The organism is Alysiella sp. (genome assembly GCF_030525755.1).
Classification (GTDB): Bacteria; Pseudomonadota; Gammaproteobacteria; order Burkholderiales; family Neisseriaceae; genus Simonsiella.
Window position 1 is genome coordinate 1 of the sequence record NZ_JAUNEC010000035.1, and the last position, 18914, is coordinate 18914.

The 18914-nt window shown below is 43.8% G+C and carries 24 protein-coding genes and 2 pseudogenes; 16 read left to right on the forward strand and 10 right to left on the reverse strand.

Features of this window, described 5'->3' with window-relative positions:
• The 7 genes and pseudogenes from Q4B82_RS06900 to Q4B82_RS06930 form a co-directional block, all read right to left on the reverse strand.
• Positions 1-294, reverse strand: a 294-nt coding sequence (locus Q4B82_RS06900; protein WP_303065705.1) for a dTDP-4-dehydrorhamnose 3,5-epimerase family protein, incomplete at its 3' end; no start/stop codon positions are given.
• Between the two features lie 46 nt (positions 295-340).
• The gene (locus tag Q4B82_RS06905) at positions 341-742 is read right to left on the reverse strand and encodes an SMI1/KNR4 family protein (protein WP_303065707.1); all 402 of its coding nucleotides are present in this window, start codon (positions 740-742) and stop codon (positions 341-343) included.
• Positions 743-798: 56 nt separating this feature from the next.
• Positions 799-978, reverse strand: a pseudogene (locus Q4B82_RS06910) (dTDP-4-dehydrorhamnose 3,5-epimerase family protein); the annotation flags it as partial.
• 35 nt (positions 979-1013) lie between these two features.
• Complete coding sequence (locus tag Q4B82_RS06915) at positions 1014-1286, reverse strand: hypothetical protein (protein ID WP_303065708.1); 273 nt, start codon at positions 1284-1286, stop codon at positions 1014-1016.
• Positions 1287-1579: 293 nt separating this feature from the next.
• On the reverse strand, positions 1580-2455 hold the full coding sequence (rfbD, locus tag Q4B82_RS06920) for a dTDP-4-dehydrorhamnose reductase (RefSeq protein ID WP_303065709.1): 876 nt from the start codon (positions 2453-2455) through the stop codon (positions 1580-1582).
• A 347-nt stretch (positions 2456-2802) separates the two neighbouring features.
• Positions 2803-3297 carry a 5-(carboxyamino)imidazole ribonucleotide mutase gene (gene purE / locus Q4B82_RS06925; RefSeq protein ID WP_303065710.1) on the reverse strand — a complete coding sequence of 165 codons (495 nt, stop codon included), beginning with the start codon at positions 3295-3297 and terminating at the stop codon, positions 2803-2805.
• Between the two features lie 14 nt (positions 3298-3311).
• Positions 3312-3647: a YbaB/EbfC family nucleoid-associated protein gene (locus Q4B82_RS06930; RefSeq protein WP_303065711.1), complete on the reverse strand. Its 336-nt coding sequence runs from the start codon at positions 3645-3647 to the stop codon at positions 3312-3314.
• Between the two features lie 167 nt (positions 3648-3814).
• On the opposite strand from Q4B82_RS06930, the gene Q4B82_RS06935 reads away from it, so the two are divergent.
• The 8 genes from Q4B82_RS06935 to Q4B82_RS06970 all read left to right on the forward strand — a co-directional run bounded on the left by Q4B82_RS06935 (position 3815) and on the right by Q4B82_RS06970 (position 11776).
• The gene (locus Q4B82_RS06935) at positions 3815-4198 is read left to right on the forward strand and encodes a hypothetical protein (RefSeq protein ID WP_303065712.1); all 384 of its coding nucleotides are present in this window, start codon (positions 3815-3817) and stop codon (positions 4196-4198) included.
• 86 nt (positions 4199-4284) lie between these two features.
• Positions 4285-5694, forward strand: a complete 1410-nt coding sequence (gene thrC / locus Q4B82_RS06940; RefSeq protein WP_303065713.1) for a threonine synthase — start codon at positions 4285-4287, stop codon at positions 5692-5694.
• A 138-nt stretch (positions 5695-5832) separates the two neighbouring features.
• Positions 5833-6525 carry a 1-acyl-sn-glycerol-3-phosphate acyltransferase gene (locus tag Q4B82_RS06945; RefSeq protein WP_303065714.1) on the forward strand — a complete coding sequence of 231 codons (693 nt, stop codon included), beginning with the start codon at positions 5833-5835 and terminating at the stop codon, positions 6523-6525.
• Entirely contained in the window at positions 6522-7466 is a 945-nt protein-coding gene (locus tag Q4B82_RS06950; RefSeq protein ID WP_303065715.1) for a phosphatidate cytidylyltransferase, read from the forward strand. Before Q4B82_RS06945 ends, Q4B82_RS06950 begins: the two co-directional genes overlap by 4 nt.
• A gap of 67 nt (positions 7467-7533) precedes the next feature.
• Positions 7534-8547, forward strand: coding sequence for a S49 family peptidase (locus Q4B82_RS06955; protein WP_303065716.1), 1014 nt, complete (start codon positions 7534-7536; stop codon positions 8545-8547).
• Between the two features lie 59 nt (positions 8548-8606).
• Entirely contained in the window at positions 8607-9398 is a 792-nt protein-coding gene (gene trpA, locus Q4B82_RS06960; RefSeq protein WP_303065717.1) for a tryptophan synthase subunit alpha, read from the forward strand.
• A gap of 774 nt (positions 9399-10172) precedes the next feature.
• The gene (locus tag Q4B82_RS06965; RefSeq protein WP_303065718.1) at positions 10173-11669 is read left to right on the forward strand and encodes a sodium-dependent transporter; all 1497 of its coding nucleotides are present in this window, start codon (positions 10173-10175) and stop codon (positions 11667-11669) included.
• 2 nt (positions 11670-11671) lie between these two features.
• Positions 11672-11776, forward strand: a complete 105-nt coding sequence (locus Q4B82_RS06970; protein ID WP_303065719.1) for a methionine/alanine import family NSS transporter small subunit — start codon at positions 11672-11674, stop codon at positions 11774-11776.
• A gap of 80 nt (positions 11777-11856) precedes the next feature.
• On the opposite strand, the gene Q4B82_RS06975 is transcribed toward Q4B82_RS06970, so the two are convergent.
• Positions 11857-12654, reverse strand: coding sequence for an inositol monophosphatase (locus Q4B82_RS06975; protein ID WP_303065720.1), 798 nt, complete (start codon positions 12652-12654; stop codon positions 11857-11859).
• Positions 12655-12723: 69 nt separating this feature from the next.
• Here Q4B82_RS06975 and Q4B82_RS06980 point away from each other — a divergent pair, with 69 nt between their 5' ends.
• Positions 12724-13446, forward strand: a complete 723-nt coding sequence (locus Q4B82_RS06980; protein ID WP_303065721.1) for a 16S rRNA (uracil(1498)-N(3))-methyltransferase — start codon at positions 12724-12726, stop codon at positions 13444-13446.
• Positions 13447-13550: 104 nt separating this feature from the next.
• Here Q4B82_RS06980 and acpS read toward each other — a convergent pair whose 3' ends face one another.
• Positions 13551-13931, reverse strand: a complete 381-nt coding sequence (gene acpS / locus Q4B82_RS06985; protein ID WP_303065722.1) for a holo-ACP synthase — start codon at positions 13929-13931, stop codon at positions 13551-13553.
• Positions 13928-14656, reverse strand: coding sequence for a pyridoxine 5'-phosphate synthase (pdxJ, locus tag Q4B82_RS06990; protein WP_303065723.1), 729 nt, complete (start codon positions 14654-14656; stop codon positions 13928-13930). Before pdxJ ends, acpS begins: the two co-directional genes overlap by 4 nt.
• Before the next feature lie 179 nt (positions 14657-14835).
• Between pdxJ and Q4B82_RS06995 the strand changes: the two genes are divergently transcribed.
• The 7 genes and pseudogenes from Q4B82_RS06995 to Q4B82_RS07025 all read left to right on the forward strand — a co-directional run.
• Positions 14836-14985, forward strand: a complete 150-nt coding sequence (locus Q4B82_RS06995; protein WP_303065724.1) for a DUF3149 domain-containing protein — start codon at positions 14836-14838, stop codon at positions 14983-14985.
• Positions 14986-15283: 298 nt separating this feature from the next.
• A pseudogene (hisB, locus tag Q4B82_RS07000) lies at positions 15284-15874 on the forward strand (imidazoleglycerol-phosphate dehydratase HisB); the annotation flags it as partial.
• Positions 15875-15955: 81 nt separating this feature from the next.
• Positions 15956-16702 (forward strand): 23S rRNA (guanosine(2251)-2'-O)-methyltransferase RlmB, encoded by a 747-nt coding sequence (rlmB, locus tag Q4B82_RS07005; protein ID WP_303065725.1) that lies wholly within the window; start codon positions 15956-15958, stop codon positions 16700-16702.
• A 96-nt stretch (positions 16703-16798) separates the two neighbouring features.
• Complete coding sequence (locus Q4B82_RS07010; protein WP_303065726.1) at positions 16799-17428, forward strand: Smr/MutS family protein; 630 nt, start codon at positions 16799-16801, stop codon at positions 17426-17428.
• 304 nt (positions 17429-17732) lie between these two features.
• Entirely contained in the window at positions 17733-18200 is a 468-nt protein-coding gene (gene accB, locus Q4B82_RS07015) for an acetyl-CoA carboxylase biotin carboxyl carrier protein (protein WP_034294813.1), read from the forward strand.
• 13 nt (positions 18201-18213) lie between these two features.
• Entirely contained in the window at positions 18214-18642 is a 429-nt protein-coding gene (locus tag Q4B82_RS07020; RefSeq protein WP_303065727.1) for a hypothetical protein, read from the forward strand.
• 147 nt (positions 18643-18789) lie between these two features.
• A partial coding sequence (locus tag Q4B82_RS07025) for a biotin carboxylase N-terminal domain-containing protein (protein WP_303065728.1) occupies positions 18790-18914 on the forward strand: 125 nt, incomplete at its 3' end.

Sequence of the window (18914 nt, forward strand, 5' to 3'; positions counted from 1 at the left end):
GCCAAACCATTTGCCAAAAGTGGGCGATGAGCGGCGCAAATCCACCGCCACATCAAACACGCTGCCAGCCACCACGCGCACCAATTTGCCTTGTGTGTGTTCCAGTTGATAATGCAAGCCGCGCAAGACGTTTTTGCTGGATTTGGAATGGTTTTCTTGCACAAAAACGCGGTCGGCAACGTGTTCACGAAACCAATTATCGCGGAAGGTTTCCATAAAAAAGCCGCGTTCATCGCCAAACACTTTGGGTTCCAATAATTTGACATCGGGGATAGATGTTTCAATAATGTTCATATTTTCAATATCTTAAATTAAATAATATTTTCAGGCTGCCTGAAAATCAATCTTCATCATCAAACAAATCCCAGTTTTCATCTTCATTAGAAAGGATTTTTGTTAATAAATCTGCCATATTATCAGCTATATGGTGCATTTTTGCTGAACCTAATGCCCCTAAATCCAAAGCGTAAATGGCATCATCGTAACCTTTTTTGTGAATAAAAAAGCCCAAATCGCCATCTTGACCAATTAAAAAATAGTCAGGGGCATTTTTTTGCACATCATAAGTCGCATTGCGCTCCAACAGATTTTTATAGCCATAGAAATAACCACCATTGCCAAAATCATCATAATAATCAAGCCCATCTTCTTCTTTTACACACGATAAAAATTCTTCGTAGCTATCTGGTAAATGAAAGCCCAATTTATTTTTCCATAGATAAAACATCATCATATCCTTCATTATGACATTTACAGGCTGCCTGAAAAATCATTCAAACATAATCTTTCAAATTCAACAATGCCTTGCAAGACGTTTTTGCTGGATTTGGAATGGTTTTCTTGCACAAAAACGCGGTTGGCAATGTGTTCACGAAACCAATTATCGCGGAAGGTTTCCATAAAAAAGCCGTGTTCATCGCCAAACACTTTGGGTTCTAATAATTTTACATCGGGGAGAGATGTGTCAATAATGTTCATGTTTTTAAACCTTTATTTTCAAAAAATATTTTTTTTCAGGCTGCCTGAAATAATGCAATCCATGCCAAAAGCACCATCACAGCCATCCCTCCCGTCAAAATCCAAATCGTGCGGTAAAATCCATAAACATCTTGGTCGCCATTTTGTCGCAGTCGTTTGATTTCCAATTGGATATTTTTGATTGTCGCAGGTTTGTCGCCCAAATTTGCCAACGCTTTTTGCCTGAACCGACGCTCAAACTGCGCCATTTTTAACAAAGAAATGCCCAATAAGACCACTAAAATCATCAAAATAATTGCTAAATACATGATTGTAATCCGCAAAATAAGGTTTCAGGCTGCCTGAAAACCGATTATGAATTCATCAAAACCATATCAAACCAAACAACAAATCCCAAAAATAAAATGGCAAACAACCATATCAATAAGATGATTTTTGAATCTTTGGAAAGCTTACCTTTGAGGCGTAAATCGTGTTTGATTTGTTTTTTGCTATCAAAAATCGCTTGTAACAGTTCCATTTAGCCCATAATCAATTCCAGTAATGCCGACATTGTTCTCACTTTCATGAAAAAGGTTGTTCAGGCTGCCTGAAAAATCATTCAAACATAATCTTTCAAATTCAACAATGCCTTACGCCAATCGCTAGGCACAATCCCAAAATTCGCCTGAATTTTGCCACAATCCAAACGTGAATTGGCTGGGCGAGACGCTGGCGTGGGGTAATCCGCAGTTGTAATCGCATTTAAAACAGGGATTTGCGCCAACACATTTTGCGCGTGGGCTTGCGCGAAAATCTCGCTGGCAAAATCGTGCCACGATACATAAGGGCTGCCTGAAAAATGGTACACGCCAAATTGATGTGATTGTCCCGAAACGATTTTTTCGGCAATTTGAATTAAGGCTGCCGCGATGTCGCCTGCGTAAGTGGGTGCGCCAAATTGGTCGGCAACCACGCCCAAACTGTCGCGGCTCGCGCCCAAACGCAACATGGTTTTGACAAAATTGTTGCCGTGTTCGTTGAACACCCATGCGGTACGCAAAATGATGTGGCGTGGGCAGGCTGCCTGAACCGCGATTTCGCCAGCCAATTTGCTTTTGCCGTAAACATTTTGTGGGGCGACTGGGTCGGTTTCGCGGTAAGGGGTTTCGCCTTTGCCGTCAAAGACATAGTCGGTGGAAATGTGCAAAATGGTTGCACCGATTTCATTGGCGGCTTGTGCCAAATGTTTCGCGCCCAACTCATTGACGGCAAAAGCCAAATCGCTTTCGCTTTCGGCTTTGTCCACGGCTGTGTAGGCTGCTGCGTTGATGATGATGTTGGGGCGGAAATCGCGCACGGTTTGCCAAACGGCATGTTCATTTGTGATGTCAAGGGTTTGGCTGGTGGTCGCCAAGATTTCGGCTTTGCCTTGTAATTGGGCGACAAGTTGGCTGCCGACTTGTCCGTTTGCGCCTGTGATGAAATATCGAATCATTTTATCAACCATTCACTTTTCAAAACGCAAAAAATCATTTGTTCAGTATGTTGAAAAGTGTACCGCTCATTTTCGTCTGAATCGGCCTGAAAAATGTGCCACAACCTTGTTATATAGTCATAAAAGTGAAAATACAATACACGGCAACAACGTCCGCCGTGTAAAATACATACAGGCATTGGCAACGCCGTAGTGCTTTTTCAATCTTGCCATGTTAAATCTACTTAAATGACTTATGGTGATTTAAACACCTGTATCCATGATATTGTGGGGCTAATGACATCATAGCATATGCTGTCATTAGCCCCCATGTAGAAGATATGGATTTCTATTTCATGAACGGGTTTTTAAATGGTTTCCAATTCAGGTAAAGCCATATTTAACACCATTTGCGTTTGTTGGGTACGGAACGCCACCAATTTTTGCGCCAGTTCAGCATCATGATTTGCCAACAACGATACTGCAAATAAAGCCGCATTGGCTGCACCTGCTTCTCCAATCGCAAATGTGGCAACAGGCACACCTTTTGGCATTTGCACAATGGACAACAAAGAATCTTCGCCACGCAAATACTTGCTGGGAACAGGGACACCTAATACAGGTAAAGTGGTTTGTGATGCCACCATACCTGGTAAATGTGCTGCACCACCTGCCCCAGCAATAATGGCTTGTAATCCACGCTCTTGAGCAGTTTTGGCATAATCAAACATCAAATCGGGCGTACGGTGTGCCGAAACCACTTTGGCTTCATATTCTACGCCAAATTGCGCTAACATTTGCGCGGCGTGTTGCATGACATTCCAATCGCTATTGCTGCCCATAATGATGCCAACTTTAACCATGTCTCTGCTCCAAATTATTTGAAAAAATCACCAAAACCAGGGGGTAAGCCCTGTGTAAATTGTGCCATACGCGCCGCAGAAGTTGCTTCACTTTTGCCGTATGCATCGTCCAATGCAGCCAAAATCAAGTCTTCTAACATTTCTTTATCATCTACAGCTTGCTCAATCAAATCACTGCTAATGTCAATTTTGCGGACTACATGGCTGCACGTTGTGGTAATTTTGACCAAACCATTACCTGCCTGACCTTCCACTTCCGTTTGTGCCAATTCAGCTTGTGCTTTTTTCATGTTTTCCTGCATTTTTTGGGCTTGTTGCATCAAACCACCGATGCCTGCTTTTCCAAACATTTTTTGTTTCCTTCAAATTGGGATTAAATGAAAAAAATGCTGCCTGAAACTTTTCAGGCAGCCTGAAAAATGGGCGAAGTATAACATAAAGCGCGGATTATGCTTGTCTATGACACATTTTCTAACGATAATGCGGTTTTTCTCATTTCAATCCAAGTCAACACACAATGCAAAAAACAGCAAGCGTTTTGCTCCTTTCCTTAACATTAAGTGCGTGTTCGGGTACAGGTGGCAGTTTTAATGTAAACAATGCCATGAAAACAGGTACAGCTCTATTGAAAATGTATGTGCAAAACCAATGTATTGGTGAGTTACAATCGCGCAATGAATGGCGTCTGGTTGCTTTAACCATGAGTCGCACCAAACAACAAGAGTGGGAAAACAAAATCTGTTCTTGCGTCAGCGAAGAAGCACCTAACCATATAACAGCTGCTGATTTACCACAATTAATGAGTGAAAATGGACGTGTACAAATGGTAGCAAATGTTACCACCCAAACCGTTACTGCTTGTTACCAACGTTTATTCAGCAAAACTTTTATAACCAAATAAGCTTTCAGGCAGCCTAAAACACATTCAAGCTGCCTGAAAAATAATCAAATACATCCACAAAATCACAATAAATTTTAGGTAAAAACATGAATTACATCAGCACTCGCGGTCAAACCGAACGCAAAACATTCAGCCAAATCGTGTTAATGGGGCTGGCACCCGATGGCGGCTTAATGCTGCCTGAAAGCTATCCCCAAGTCAGCGCAACCATGTTGGCAAACTGGCGCAATTTGAGTTACAAAAATTTGGCTTTTGAAATCATCAGCTTGTTTGCGCCCGAAATCCCAGCCGAAGATTTGCACGACATCGTATCGCGCACCTACACCGAAGACGTGTTTGGCACCGCCGAAATCACGCCCGTTCGCACTTTGGCGGACGGCATCAAAATTCAAGCCTTGTCCAACGGTCCCACTTTGGCGTTTAAAGACATGGCGATGCAATTTTTGGGCAATTTGTTTGAATACGTTTTGGCGAAAGAAAACAAACAGTTGAACATTTTGGGCGCAACCAGTGGCGACACAGGCTCTGCTGCCGAATACGCTTTGCGCGGCAAAAAAGGCGTCAACGTGTTTATGCTTTCGCCCGAAGGCAAAATGTCCGCCTTTCAACGCGCCCAAATGTTCAGTTTGCAAGACGAAAACATCGTGAACATCGCCGTCAAAGGCATGTTTGATGATTGCCAAGACATTGTTAAGGCTGTGCAAAACGACCACAGTTTCAAAGATAAATACCACATCGGCACGGTAAACAGCATCAACTGGGGACGCATTGTCGCGCAAGTGGTTTACTATTTCGCAGGCTATTTCCGCGCCACGCAAAACAACAGCGAGCGCGTCAGCTTTTGCGTGCCGAGCGGCAATTTCGGCAACATTTGCGCGGGACACATCGCCAAACAAATGGGTTTGCCCATTGACCGCCTGATTGTCGCCACCAACGAAAATGATGTGCTTGACCAATTTTTCCAAACAGGCGAATACCGCCCACGCAGCACCGCGCAAACTTACGTTACGTCCAGCCCATCTATGGACATTTCCAAAGCGTCCAATTTTGAGCGTTTCGTGTTTGATTTGGTGGGGCGCGACAGCCAGCAAATCGCTGATTTGTGGCAACAAGTTGGCACGGGCGCAGGTTTTGATTTGGGCGACAAGCTGCCTGAAATCCGTGAAAAATACGGTTTCGTATCGGGCAAATCCACCCACAGCGACCGTTTGGCAACCATCAAGCAAGTGTTTGAAAGCGATAAAGAATTGATAGACCCCCACACCGCAGATGGCGTGAAAGTGGCGCGTGAAGTGCGTTTGCCTAACGAAACCATTGTTTGCTTGGAAACCGCGCTTGCCGCCAAATTTGATGCAACGATACACGAAGCGGTGGGCGAAGTGAGTATTCCACGTCCTGCCAAATTGTTGGGTTTGGAAGATTTGCCGCAGCGCGTTCAAATCGTTGAAAATGATGATGAAATTGTGAAACAAATTATCCGTGCGAAATTAGGTTAATAAACGGTTTATCTAATACATCTGCATATGGGTATTGAATAACCGCCCTTACACATTCTTTTGGGCTGCCTGAAAAACCAAATTAAGCAAAACATGAATGGACTTTTTCAGACAGTCTGTTTCCTTGAAAGCATGCCAATGAAAAACTTGACCCACAAACTGCTGAGTAAATTGATTGACCGCAGTCTGTATTTGTTTGTTCGTTTTATCACGGGCATTCGTCCCAAACCCGCAAAAGATTTTGATTTTCCAACTGAACGCAATGTTTATTATGCCAACCATGGCAGCCATGGCGATTTTGTGATGGTTTGGATTGCCTTACCCAAAGCATGGCGCAACGTCGCACGTCCTGTTGCAGGTGCAGATTATTGGTTAAAAGGCAAAATCCGTCCGTTTATCATCAATCACGTTTTTAATGGTTTATTGATTATGCGTAATGGTAACAACCCAAGCGCAATAACAGCGCAAATGAGCCAAGCTTTAACAAACAATGACTCCTTGATTATCTTCCCAGAAGGAACACGCAATACCGATGACAATGTCTTGCTTTTGCCTTTTAAAAGTGGCATTTATCACTTGGCACGCGAAAATCCCGATGTGCGTTTTATCCCCATTTGGATTGACAATATCAACCGTGTCTTACCCAAAGGGCAACTTGCACCTGTACCCTTGATTTGTGATGTCAATATCGGAAAACCCATTCAAATTCAAGAAAATGAAGATAAAGATGCTTTCCTAACGCGTACACGCAATGCCCTTTTGGATTTAGCACCAGCTGCCAAACGTGTTGCTTATGAAAACCGAACCACATCACAAGGAGCAAACACATGAATACTTCATTTCCCATTCAGGCAGGCTATGTTTTTTTGGGTGTGTTTGTGGTTTTGATTATCGCCAGCATCATCGGTAAAATTTTGCGTACTCGTGCGCCTTTGCATCGCCAAGAAACCATTGCCAATCTCAATGCACGCATTGATTCATGGTGGGTCATGATTGTGATTTTGCTGTTGTCGTTTTTGTTTGGACACATTGGCACAACCATTCTGTTTTTAGGTGTTTCATTTGCTGCCTTACGTGAATTCATGTCGCTGGTTTATCGCCACCGTAGCGACCACAATACCATTGCTGCCTGCTTTTATATTTTGCTGCCCATGCAATATTATTTCGTTTTAACAGGCTGGTATGGCATGTTTAGCATTTTCATTCCTGTTTATGCTTTTTTATTGTTGCCCATTATCGCTGCGATGGCAGGCAACACAACCAATTTCTTTGAGCGTACAGCCAAAATTCAATGGGGTGCCATGATGACCCTATTTTGTATTTCACACATTCCTGCCTTGATGACTTTGAAAATTGACGGTTTTGAAGGTCAAAACATTCTCTTAGTGATTTTCATGGTGGTAGTGGTTCAAGCCAGCGATGTGTGTCAATACATTTGGGGCAAATTGATGGGCAAACGCAAAATTATGCCTGCTTTATCACCCAATAAAACCGTTGAAGGCACTGTTGGTGGTATTGCCACCGCCACACTCATTGCCGCAGCCTGCTATTGGCTGACACCCTTCACCCCTTTTCAGGCAGCCTTAATCGGGTTTGTCGTATGTTTAATGGGCTTTTTTGGTGGTTTGGTCATGTCTGCCATCAAACGCAGCTTCGGTGTAAAAGACTGGGGACGCATGATACGCGGACATGGTGGCATGCTCGACCGCGTGGACAGCCTGTGTTTTGCTGCACCCGTATTTTTTCATATTGTTCGTTATTTTTGGGCTTAACCCGTTTTCAGGCAGCCACCATGCTGCCTGAAAACCCATAACCATTTTTAATTTGAGAAACCATTTTATGAATTACCGCATTCGCCGTCCTGATGAACATCATCAAGACCCCTCCCCTACTTTTCATGAAGACAAATGGGCGCAACACACTTTGCGTGATGTTTTATTTGAGGCCTACCGAGAACAACGCCGTGCACGACTGTGGCGCAACATTTGGCGTGGTGCCGCATTTTTGGTGTTCTTAACCATCGCAACAGGTGTTCTCAACAGCAATCGCAACAGCGAAAAAAATGAACATCAACCCTTTTCTTCTCGCAAAGAACATACTGCTGTCATCAATTTAACAGGTGTCATTGGTGGCGATGAACACCATGACCAAGTGGAAATTTTGCGAAAAGGCATGGAAGCAGCATACAAAAATAAAAATGCCAAAGCCATTATTATTCGTGCTAACAGCCCTGGTGGTTCACCTGTGGTTTCCAATATCGCTTTTGGTGAGATACGCCGCTTAAAAGCACAAAATCAAGGCATACCCGTGTATGTAGTTGCCGAAGACATGTGTGCTTCAGGTTGCTACTACATTGCCGCCGCAGCCGATAAAATTTACGCCGACCCATCTAGCTTGGTTGGCAGCATTGGCGTAATTGGCAGCGGGTTTGATGCAACTGGTCTCATGGAAAAATTGGGGGTAAAACGCCGCGTTCGCATTGCAGGCAACAACAAAGGCATGGGCGACCCATTCACCCCCGAAACACCCGAACAACAAGCCGTATGGCAACAAATGTTAGACCAAATTCACGCCGAATTCATCAAAGCCGTGCGTGAAGGGCGCGGTTCAAAATTAAAAGAAAACGATAACCCTGATTTATTCAGCGGTCGTATTTACACAGGCATTGAAGCACAAAAAGTTGGTTTAATTGACGATTTTGGTAACGTGTACACAATAGCTCGTGATGTGGTTCAAGCTCCCGAATTGGTGGATTACACCCCACAAGACGATGATTTATTGCGCCTGATTAACCGCCGTTTTGGTGTAGAAATAAGCAACGCCATTCAAGAAAAGTTAAACCGCATTTGGTAAAATCGTTTCAGGCTGTCTGAAAAACCATGCATCACGTTTTTACAACAAGAAAGTACACCATGAATCGCATCGCCCAAGCCTTTCAAAACAACCCAAATCACAAAGCCCTAATTACCTACATAACCGCTGGCGACCCCAATTTGGATGCCACCTTAAAACTCATGCACAGCATGGCAAATTCAGGTGCCGACATCATTGAATTAGGCATTCCTTTCTCCGACCCTATGGCAGACGGTGCTGTCATTCAACGTGCCGTAGAACGTGCATTGGCACAAGGTGTTTCACTCAAAAATGTTTTACAAACCGTAGCCCGTTTTCGTAAAACCAATCAAACAACACCTATTGTATTAATGGGTTATCTCAATCCTGTACACAAAATGGGTTATGAAGTATTTGCCCAAGCCTGTGCCGATGCAGGCGTGGATGGTGTTTTAACAGTAGATAATCCCATTGAAACTGCTCAACCTCTACACAATGCACTGAAACAACACGGCATAGACAGCATTTTCCTAGTCGCACCAACTACCACAGAAGCACGAATGCAAGCCATTGCAAAACAAGCAGGTGGTTTTGTGTATTATGTTTCACTCAAAGGCGTAACAGGTTCAGCACAATTGGACACCCAAGCCGTTGCCCAAAAAATAGCCGTTTTAAAACAACATATTCATTTACCCATTGGTGTGGGTTTTGGCATCAGCGATGCCGCAAGTGCACAAAAAATCGCACAAATTGCCGATGCCGCTATTGTGGGCAGTCGCATTGTCCAAACCATTGAAAACCATGTTGACTGTGAAATTGAAGCCGTAAGTGAATTAGTACAAACCTTCAAAACAGCGATTTTGGCTGCTTAAAAACACCCTTAAATTATCAAATCAGGCTGCCTGAAAGTCCTTTCTCATTGAGTTTAAGGTATTTTTCAGGCAGCCTTTACAGTCATTAAGCTAACTCAATCTTGACGATTATCAAAAAAACTTTACTTTCAAGCAAAAATTCGGCATATTTCTGCTTTTGTACGTCATTCTCAACACCATAATTTTTGAAAAAGAAAACCAAAGATGATGTTACAAAGCTTCATTATTTTCAGCAATCTGGCTCTGCTTTCTTTTCCATTTGGACAATAAAGTATGCTACACGCCAGAATGAGGGAAAATCGCCAAATCATTAACCTAATTGATTTTTAAAGAACATATTGATTTTTGAATAAAATCACATTTGCCTTTCTTTAATGTTGCATTTTGCCCTTTTCGTGGTCTTTCCCCACAAGGGAAGGAATTAAGTTACTGAAATAAGAACCTGTATTCACAATCTTGATATGGTCGTAGAACTAAAAAAGTACTACGGTGTTGCCAACGCCTTTATGTACAGGTGTGTACACGGCTCTTGTTATCGCCTTGTATTGCTTTTTCATTTCTATGATGATAAGTGGCTTCTATTACCTAATCACGCACCTACTGCGTTGGATTTTTGTGCCAAACATTCATTATTGGCACAAAAATCCGCCTTGTATTCGCATGATTTTACAATAACAACCCATCTATCAATCTGATGAATACAGGTTCTCAATTTTAAATCATAACGTTGAGAATGGGGTGTCTTGTCAATTCCAATTTTAAAGGCAGAAAATCATGTCTGATAATCAAAAACAAACGCCTCAACGCGAGAGTTTCTCGGGACGAGGGGCATTCATTTTCGCTGCCATCGGTTCAGCGGTGGGTTTAGGCAACATCTGGCGTTTCCCCTATGTTACCTACGACAATGGTGGTGGCGCGTTCATCATTCCCTATTTAATTGCGCTTTTGACCGCAGGTATCCCGATTCTATTTCTGGATTACGCAATTGGACACAAATATCGCAGCTCAGCGCCGTTGTCATTTCGCCGTTTAAACCGCAAATTTGAAATTTTTGGTTGGTGGCAAGTGCTGATTAACGTGATTATCGCGATTTATTACGCCGTAATTATCGGCTGGGCAGCCAGCTATACCTACTTCTCGCTCAACAGCGCATGGGGTAAAGACCCGAAAGCGTTTTTCTTTGGCGAATACCTGAAATTGGCAGAAGGTGCTGGTGTGAGCATGGACTTTGTTGGTGGCGTGGTATTCCCATTATTGGGTGTTTGGCTGGTTGTACTTGCTTTATTGGCAACAGGCGTACAAAAAGGCATCGGTAAAGCCAGTACAATTTTGATGCCTCTATTGACCCTGATGTTTGGTATTTTGGTGGTGTACTCTTTATTTTTACCAGGCGCAACCAAAGGTTTGGACGCATTATTCACGCCAAACTGGGACAAATTGGCTGAACCCAGCGTATGGATTGCCGCTTATGGGCAAATTTTCTTTTCATTATCCATCTGTTTTGGCATTATGATTACCTATTCCTCCTATTTAAAACCCAAATCGGATTTAAGTGGTGCAGGCTTGGTAGTCGGTTTTGCCAACAGCAGCTTTGAAATTTTAGCAGGCGTAGGTGTATTTGCTGCTTTGGGTTTCATGGCGCAAGGCATGGGCAAAGAAGTCAGCGAAGTAGTAACCTCAGGCATCGGTTTGGCGTTCATCGCATTCCCCACCATTATTGACCAGCTTCCTGCAGGAGGGGCATTAATTGGCGTATTGTTCTTTGGCTCACTGTTGTTTGCAGGGATAACATCGCTGATTTCCATTTTGGAAGTCATTATCGCGGCAGTTCAAGACAAAACATACATGAAACGAGTGCCAGCTACTTTGGTGGTGTGCTTACCTTTGTCGGTGGTTTCAGTCATTTTGTTTGGCACCAGCACAGGTTTGTTTATGCTGGACACAATGGACAAATTCGTGAACAACTTTGGTATTGTAGCAGTAGCATTTATTTCCATTGCTTGCATAGTGCTTTCAGGCAGCCTGAAAACCTTGTCTGACCATGTAAACAGCGTTTCATCATTGAAATTAGGCAAAGGTTGGGTAGTAGTAGTAAGTGTAACCACAGCTGTTTTAGGCTATATGTTGATTAGTGAAATCATCAAAGTTACCAAAGAAGGCTACGAAGGCTATCCTGATTGGTTTGTGAATACCTTTGGCTGGGGCATGGCAATCGGTTTGATTGTCATAGCTGGCATATTGTCATTAAGCAAATGGAAACAGGAGAAATAATAATGAGCGGAGCAGCAATTTTGATGATGGCCATCGCTATGGCGATTATTTGGGGCGGTTTGGTGGCGGCAATTGTGCGTTTGCCAAAAGAAGAACAAGACCAATAATCTTGACCATTTAATATTTCAGGCAGCCTGAAAGGAAAATTTTCCATTTTCAGGCTGCCTGAAGAATATGGTAACATCAATCATTGATTTTTTCTAACCCAATCCAACCATTTGGCAAATAAATCAGCTTGCCCTGCTGCAATCACAGAACGCTGAAAAACGTGTTTGCCACTCCAAAAATCATCGCCTTCCAAAGTTGCCAACAAACCACCTGCTTCTTCCAAAATTAGTGCGCCTGCGGCGTAGTCCCATAAATTCTGCCCACCATGCAAATAAATGTCGTAACGACCTGCTGCAAGGTAACACCAATCCAAAGTACTGCTGCCCATGCAACGCAAAGTACCAAAAGGTGCAAAATTATTGATGCCACTGACCAATTTTGCCGAACGCAAACGCTTTACCTCCACACCAGCCACTGCCTCACGCAAACGCTTTGACACCTGACGCAAAGGCAATTGTTGCCCATTCAAAAAAGCCCCTTTACCACGTTCAGCAGTAAAACTTTCACCTGTTACAGGATTGTAAACCACACCCAATTGTGCACGACCGTGTTGAACATAAGCCACCGACACCGCAAAATGGGGAATGCCATTGACAAAATTATTGGTACCATCAATCGGGTCAAGCACCCACAAACCCGTATTCTGTGCGGCATACCACAGTGTTTGCTGCTCTTCAAACGTCATTTCTTCGCCCAGAACAGGTGCCGCAATGATTTCAGGCAGCCTGCTTAACAATGCAGTTTGCGCTGCCAAATCGGCTTGTGAAAGCATACTACCATCTGTTTTGCGTGCGCTTTCCACCTTCAAATAATAGGGCATGATTTCGGTGGTAGCGATGTCGTGAACAACAGACTCCAAAAAGGCTATGGGTTTCATGTTTGGCTTTTGTTAAAATATGGGCATTTGCAAAAACGCGATTTTAACATTCTGAACAAAGTTGCCACAATGCCACGTTTTTATCTTCCCCCCCCCCTTATTGAAAACAGCACTTTGATGCTGCCTGAAAACATTGTTCGCCATATTCAAGTTTTGCGTTTAAAAACAGGCGATAATCTCACTTTATTTAATAGCGACGGCTGCGAATATCCCGCACAATTAAGCGAATTAGGCAAGCGTCATGCCGCTTGTTTGGTTGGACAAAAACACCTTATCAATCGGGAAAGCCCATTAAAAATCCACTTAATCCAGGCCATTTCCAGCGGCGAACGCATGGATTTCACTCTACAAAAAAGCGTGGAATTGGGTGTATCGTCCATTTTTCCGATTATCAGCGAACGTTGTGTGGTACGCTTAACGGGCGAGCGTGCTGAAAGAAAGGTGCAACGTTGGCAAGAAATTGTGATAGCCGCTTGCGAGCAAAGTGGACGAAACACCGTACCACAGGTTTTACCCATTATGGATTTTTCAGGCTGCCTGAAAATGCTACCTGAATCAGATTTGAAATTGCTGATGAGTTTAAACCACGCACACAGTTTGCGTGATTTCAGCTTGCCACAAAGTGTACAACTGATGATAGGACCAGAAGGTGGCTGGACTGCCGCCGAAGAAAACGCGGCTCGGGCAGCAGGTTTTCAAGCCATTACTTTGGGGCAACGCGTTTTGCGTACCGAAACCACATCTTTGGCTGCTATTGCCGCCATGCAAACTTTATGGGGAGATTTTGTTTAGCTTGAAACCCTTGTCAAACACATTTTGACCTACCCCTCCCCTGCTCCACAAAAACCCGTATTCATCATCAGCAACAAAATGATGAATACGGGTTTTAAAATGTTTCAGGCAGCCTCTGCAATCGCAAATGCCAAAACGCAATCTTTTTCATCGCTTAAACTCAAATGCACGCTGTGAATGCCGCATTCTGACAAAAAAAACCGCAATTCAGGTGCACAAACAAATTCAGGTTTACCCAATTCATTGTGTGCAACAGCAATATGACGCAAGCTAACAGGTTCGCGTATCCCTGTGCCAACGGCTTTTGAAAAGGCTTCTTTGGCAGCAAAGCGTTTAGCAAGAAAACGAATTTTGTCTTGGCTGCCTGAAAATATGACCCACTCATCTTCATGAAGAATGCGGCGCGGTAAAGCATCGCCATAACGTTCATACAAATAGGCAATGCGTTTGATATCCAAAATATCTGTACCAATGCCGTATATCACATTGCACTCCGCGCCCGATAAATGGCTTCTTTCATCTGTTTGATGGCTTCAGGCAGCCCCAAAAAAACGGCTTGTGCAATAATGGCATGACCAATATTCAATTCCACAATTTGCGGAATTTGCGCGATGGGCGCAACATTGTGTATTGTCAAACCATGCCCTGCATTCACCGTCATATCCAAGTTAGCAGCAAATTCAGCAGCAGCACGAATGCGCCTTAATTCATGCTCACGCTGTTGCGTGTTTTGGGCATCGGCATACGCTCCTGTATGCAGTTCAATCACACGCGCCCCTGCATCATATGCTGCCTGAATTTGCAGGCAATCGGGTGCAATGAAAATGGAAACCCGAATACCTACCTGATGCAATTGTTTGATGTAATGTGCCACTTTATCAAAATGTCTCAAAACATCCAAACCACCCTCAGTGGTTACTTCTTCTCGACGCTCTGGCACAATACACACATCTTCGGGCAAAACATTTAAAGCATTTGCCAGCATTTCTTCGGTCATCGCCATTTCCAAATTCAAACGCGTTCTGATGGCTTTCTTGATGACAAAAACATCTGCATCTTTAATGTGGCGACGGTCTTCACGCAAATGCAAAGTAATCAAATCCGCACCATGCGTTTCCGAAATCAACGCCGCTTCAAGTGGACTGGGATAAGTGGTACCTCGTGCATTACGCAAAGTAGCAACATGGTCAATATTGATGCCCAATAACATGGTTTTTCCTTTAATTTATTGTAAAACGCGTATCCAGTTTAACAGTTTTTAGCATTTTGCCGTGATTTTTTATGATTTAGCCCAGCAAACAGGTCAATCATTGATTTAAATCAAAACACCCCAAACGTTCATAAACCATAATTCGCCCCAACAAAAACAAGCGTAAAAGGACACAAACCATGGAACTTTTCCTTGAACTGTTTAAATCCCCAATCGGGATATTGTCATTGTTTACCATCTGTTTCATTATTGGTATGGCTACTTTCTTATTTTTCTGGGTTAAAAAACAAGCTGACAAAGATGAAGAAGCTCAAAAATATTCAAAGTAATGCAATAATTTTTGATTTCCTGTTTAACATTTTCCTCTTGATGTGTGTGTTTTGGGTGTGGATAAAAATCCACACCATTTTTTTGCACCTTATATTTTTCAGGCAGCCATGAATACTTATGGTCGTATGAAGTAAAAATGCAATACAAAGCAAGCATATCCGCCCTGTACAAATTTTATAGTATATAAGAGCATGGGCAATGCCGTAGCGCTTTTTCAATTCTGCAACTATACTTGTCCCAGGCAGTAGGTTTCGGTAAACTGCCACTTCTCTTCCATCACATAACGACAACATCATGCGTACCGCAACCATTACCCGCAACACCAGCGAAACCCAAATCACCATTTCCATCAATTTAGACGGCACAGGCAAAGCCCACTTTGACACAGGCGTGCCATTTTTAGAACACATGCTAGACCAAATCGCCCGACACGGCTTGATTGATTTAGACATTGTTTGCAAAGGCGATTTGCACATAGACGACCACCACACCGTAGAAGACATCGGCATTACCTTGGGACAAGCCCTCAAACAAGCCTTGGGCGACAAAATGGGCATACACCGCTACGGACACGCCTATGTGCCACTTGACGAATCATTAAGCCGCGTGGTTTTGGATTTGTCGGGGCGAGCAGGTTTGGAATACCACGTTGAATACACACGCGCCCTGATTGGGCGATTTGATGTGGATTTGTTCAGCGAATTTTTTCACGGCTTGGTCAATCACGCGATGATGACACTTCACATTGACAACATTCGTGGCAAAAATGCCCATCATCAAGCCGAAACCATTTTCAAAGCATTTGGACGCGCTTTGCGTATGGCAGTTGAACACGATGAGCGCATGGCAGGCAAAATGCCGTCCACTAAAGGCACGCTAACCGCATAAAATCTTTTCAGGCAGCCTCAAAATGATTAAGGCTGCCTGAAACCGCATTTATAATACAATATTTATTTCAAAATCAAAAATATGTCCAACCAAAGATTGATTTACGGCTTTCACGCCATCAATGCCCGTTTGTGGCAAAACGCAAAATCCATTACCGAACTGTATATTTTGGAAAACAAAACCGATGCACGTACCCGCGAAGTGTTACAAAAAGCCGCCGATGAAAATGTGCGTGTGCATTTTGCCGATGCCGACCGCTTGAATGCAATCGCAAAAGGGGGACGACATCAAGGCGTGGTTGGCTTTATTGATGCTTCTAAAAACCACGTTCATTTGGAAGATGTGCTGGAAAATCTGCAAGAACCGCCGTTTTTACTGGTGTTGGACGGCATCACCGACCCCCACAATTTAGGTGCATGTTTGCGGACAGCAGACGCGATGGGCGTTCACGCAGTCATCGCACCCAAAGACAAAAGCGCGGGCTTGAACGCGACCGTAAGCAAAGTGGCGTGTGGCGCGGCAGAAACCGTGCCATACATCATGGTTACGAATTTGGCGCGGACTTTGCGCGAATTGAAAGAATACGGCATTTGGGTGGTCGGCACAGACATGGGCGGCAAATCGGATTTATTCCACTACAACATTCCGCAAGCGGTAGCGTGGGTGATGGGCAACGAGGGCGAGGGCATGAGACGGCTCACGCGCGAGCATTGCGATGAGCTGGTGTCCATTCCGATGTTTGGCACAGTGGAGAGTATGAATATTTCGGTGTCAGCGGGCATGGTTTTGGCGGAAACACGCCGTCAACGTGAGTTACATACAAGCTAAACACAAGCATGGCTGCCTGAAATTTTCAGGCAGCCTACGCCCATTGACATCAATCCAAGCCGCCTGAAACACAACAAACTAATCAAAAACACAATCATGAATTTTCAAGACAAACTCAAAGCCTTACACCAACAAGCCAAACGCCAAGCCGAAGCACAACGAACAGCTCAAATAATCGCAGAAAAACACAAACAAGCAACAGCAGAAGTGGACTTTGCTACTTTAATGAAAGACGTTATTCCCTTAAAACCCCATAACCATTACATTGCCCCACCCGATAAAAGCCCTATTAAACCGCGCGACAAAAGCCAAGACCCAGTCAATGAACAAACTGATTTTTTCTACATTGGCGAAGGTAATAGCATCATGACAATTCCTGCCACATTCAGCAAAAATGGACAGGGTAGTAACGACATCAAACGTTTGCAAGCAGGTTATTGGGAAGTGGTTGCCGATGTAGATTTACACGGCTACACTCAAGAACAAGCACAGACCGTTTTAAACGAATTCATTGAATTTGTACAACAACGCGGTGTGTGTGGCGAAATCATACACGGAAGCGGTTTAGGTTCAAACGGTTACATACCCGTTTTAAAATCACTGGTACGCCGTTGGCTCATGCAACACCCCGAAGTCTTGGCCTACTGCGAACCACACAAAGGCAACGATGGCGCAGTTCGCATTTTGCTCAAACGTCGCCGAAAACACGATATTTGGGCAGAATAAAACCACTCAAATTTTCAGGCAGCCACTTAACTCCCCAAAATTAAATAGTGCCATTATTCTAAAATAATGAAAAACTTATCTCAAACAATTCATTCAAATACACACAATCATCAATTTTTACAATATCACAAAAATCGCATTTTTGCGTTTTTTGTGATATTTTGCTGGACTTTTACCGACAACTTCGCCAAAATCGCGTTTATTTTACCAAGCGAAATTTCCCCAAATTTGGGTTTTCAGACTGCCTGAAACCGCTTATTTTGACAATTTTCATACGACTTTCAAATTTACAGGATTTTTTAAAATGGATTTACGCAAACTCAAAAAACTGATTGATTTGGTTGAAGAATCAGGCATTGCTGAAATCGAAGTTACCGAAGGCGAAGAAAAAGTTCGCATCACACGTTCGGTAGCCGCGCCTGCGGTGCAAACCGTGTATGCGCCTGCGCCTGTTCAGGCTGCCGCGCCTGCACCACAAGCTGCTGCCCCCGTTCAAGCGGCTGCGGCTGCACCAGCCGCCCCTGCTGCGCGTGATTTGTCGTCCGCACAAAAATCGCCCATGGTTGGCACATTCTACCGTGCCCCCAGCCCCACCGCCGCCGCTTTTGTGGAAGTGGGTCAGACCGTAAAAGAAGGGCAGACTTTGTGCATTATTGAAGCCATGAAGTTGATGAACGAGATTGAAGCGGAAAAATCGGGTGTCATCAAAGAAATTTTGGTGGAAAACGGTACGCCTGTGGAATTTGGCGAGCCTTTGTTTATCATTGAATAAAAGGCGCGTTCAGATGGCAAAATGGTTGTTGGCTGCGTTTTTTTTGCTGGTTGGGCATACAGTCGCATCTGCAAAAGATTTATATAGCGTTATGGTGCAGGAAAAAAATAACCAAGTATTGTTTTCGCCCTGCACCGACCTCCAAACCGTTTGGTCAGGTAAATTTGACAAGGCTGATGACGAACGCACCATTCGTCAATACATGCAAAAATACCCATCTTTATCCGACCAACGTCCGCATGCCAATTTTTTTGCATGGGTTATTGCAGAACCGTTTTATCCCGAAGCTGAACCTGAGTTAAGTGCCGCCGCGGCAGCATATCCTATGACGCAAACCGAAATGCAGTTTGCCGTAAGTGAAATTCTTGAACTGCATGAAGGTTCATGCAATCCGCTTGATATGCTGAAAGATGCTTTTCCGCAGAATGCCACGCACAAGTAACCTATGGTTATACATATCTGATATTTTTACGATTTCAGGCTGCCTGAATATGTAGGGTGGGTCTTGACCCACCAATTCCATTAACAAAATTGAAAATAATGGTGGGTTTAAAACCCACCCTACGCATTTCCACAAAAGGAAATCAATATGTTAAAAAAAGTGTTAATTGCCAATCGTGGCGAAATTGCTTTGCGCGTACTCCGCGCTTGCCGTGAAATGGGCATTGCCACTGTGGCGGTGCATTCCGAAGCCGACCGCGACAGCCTGCACGT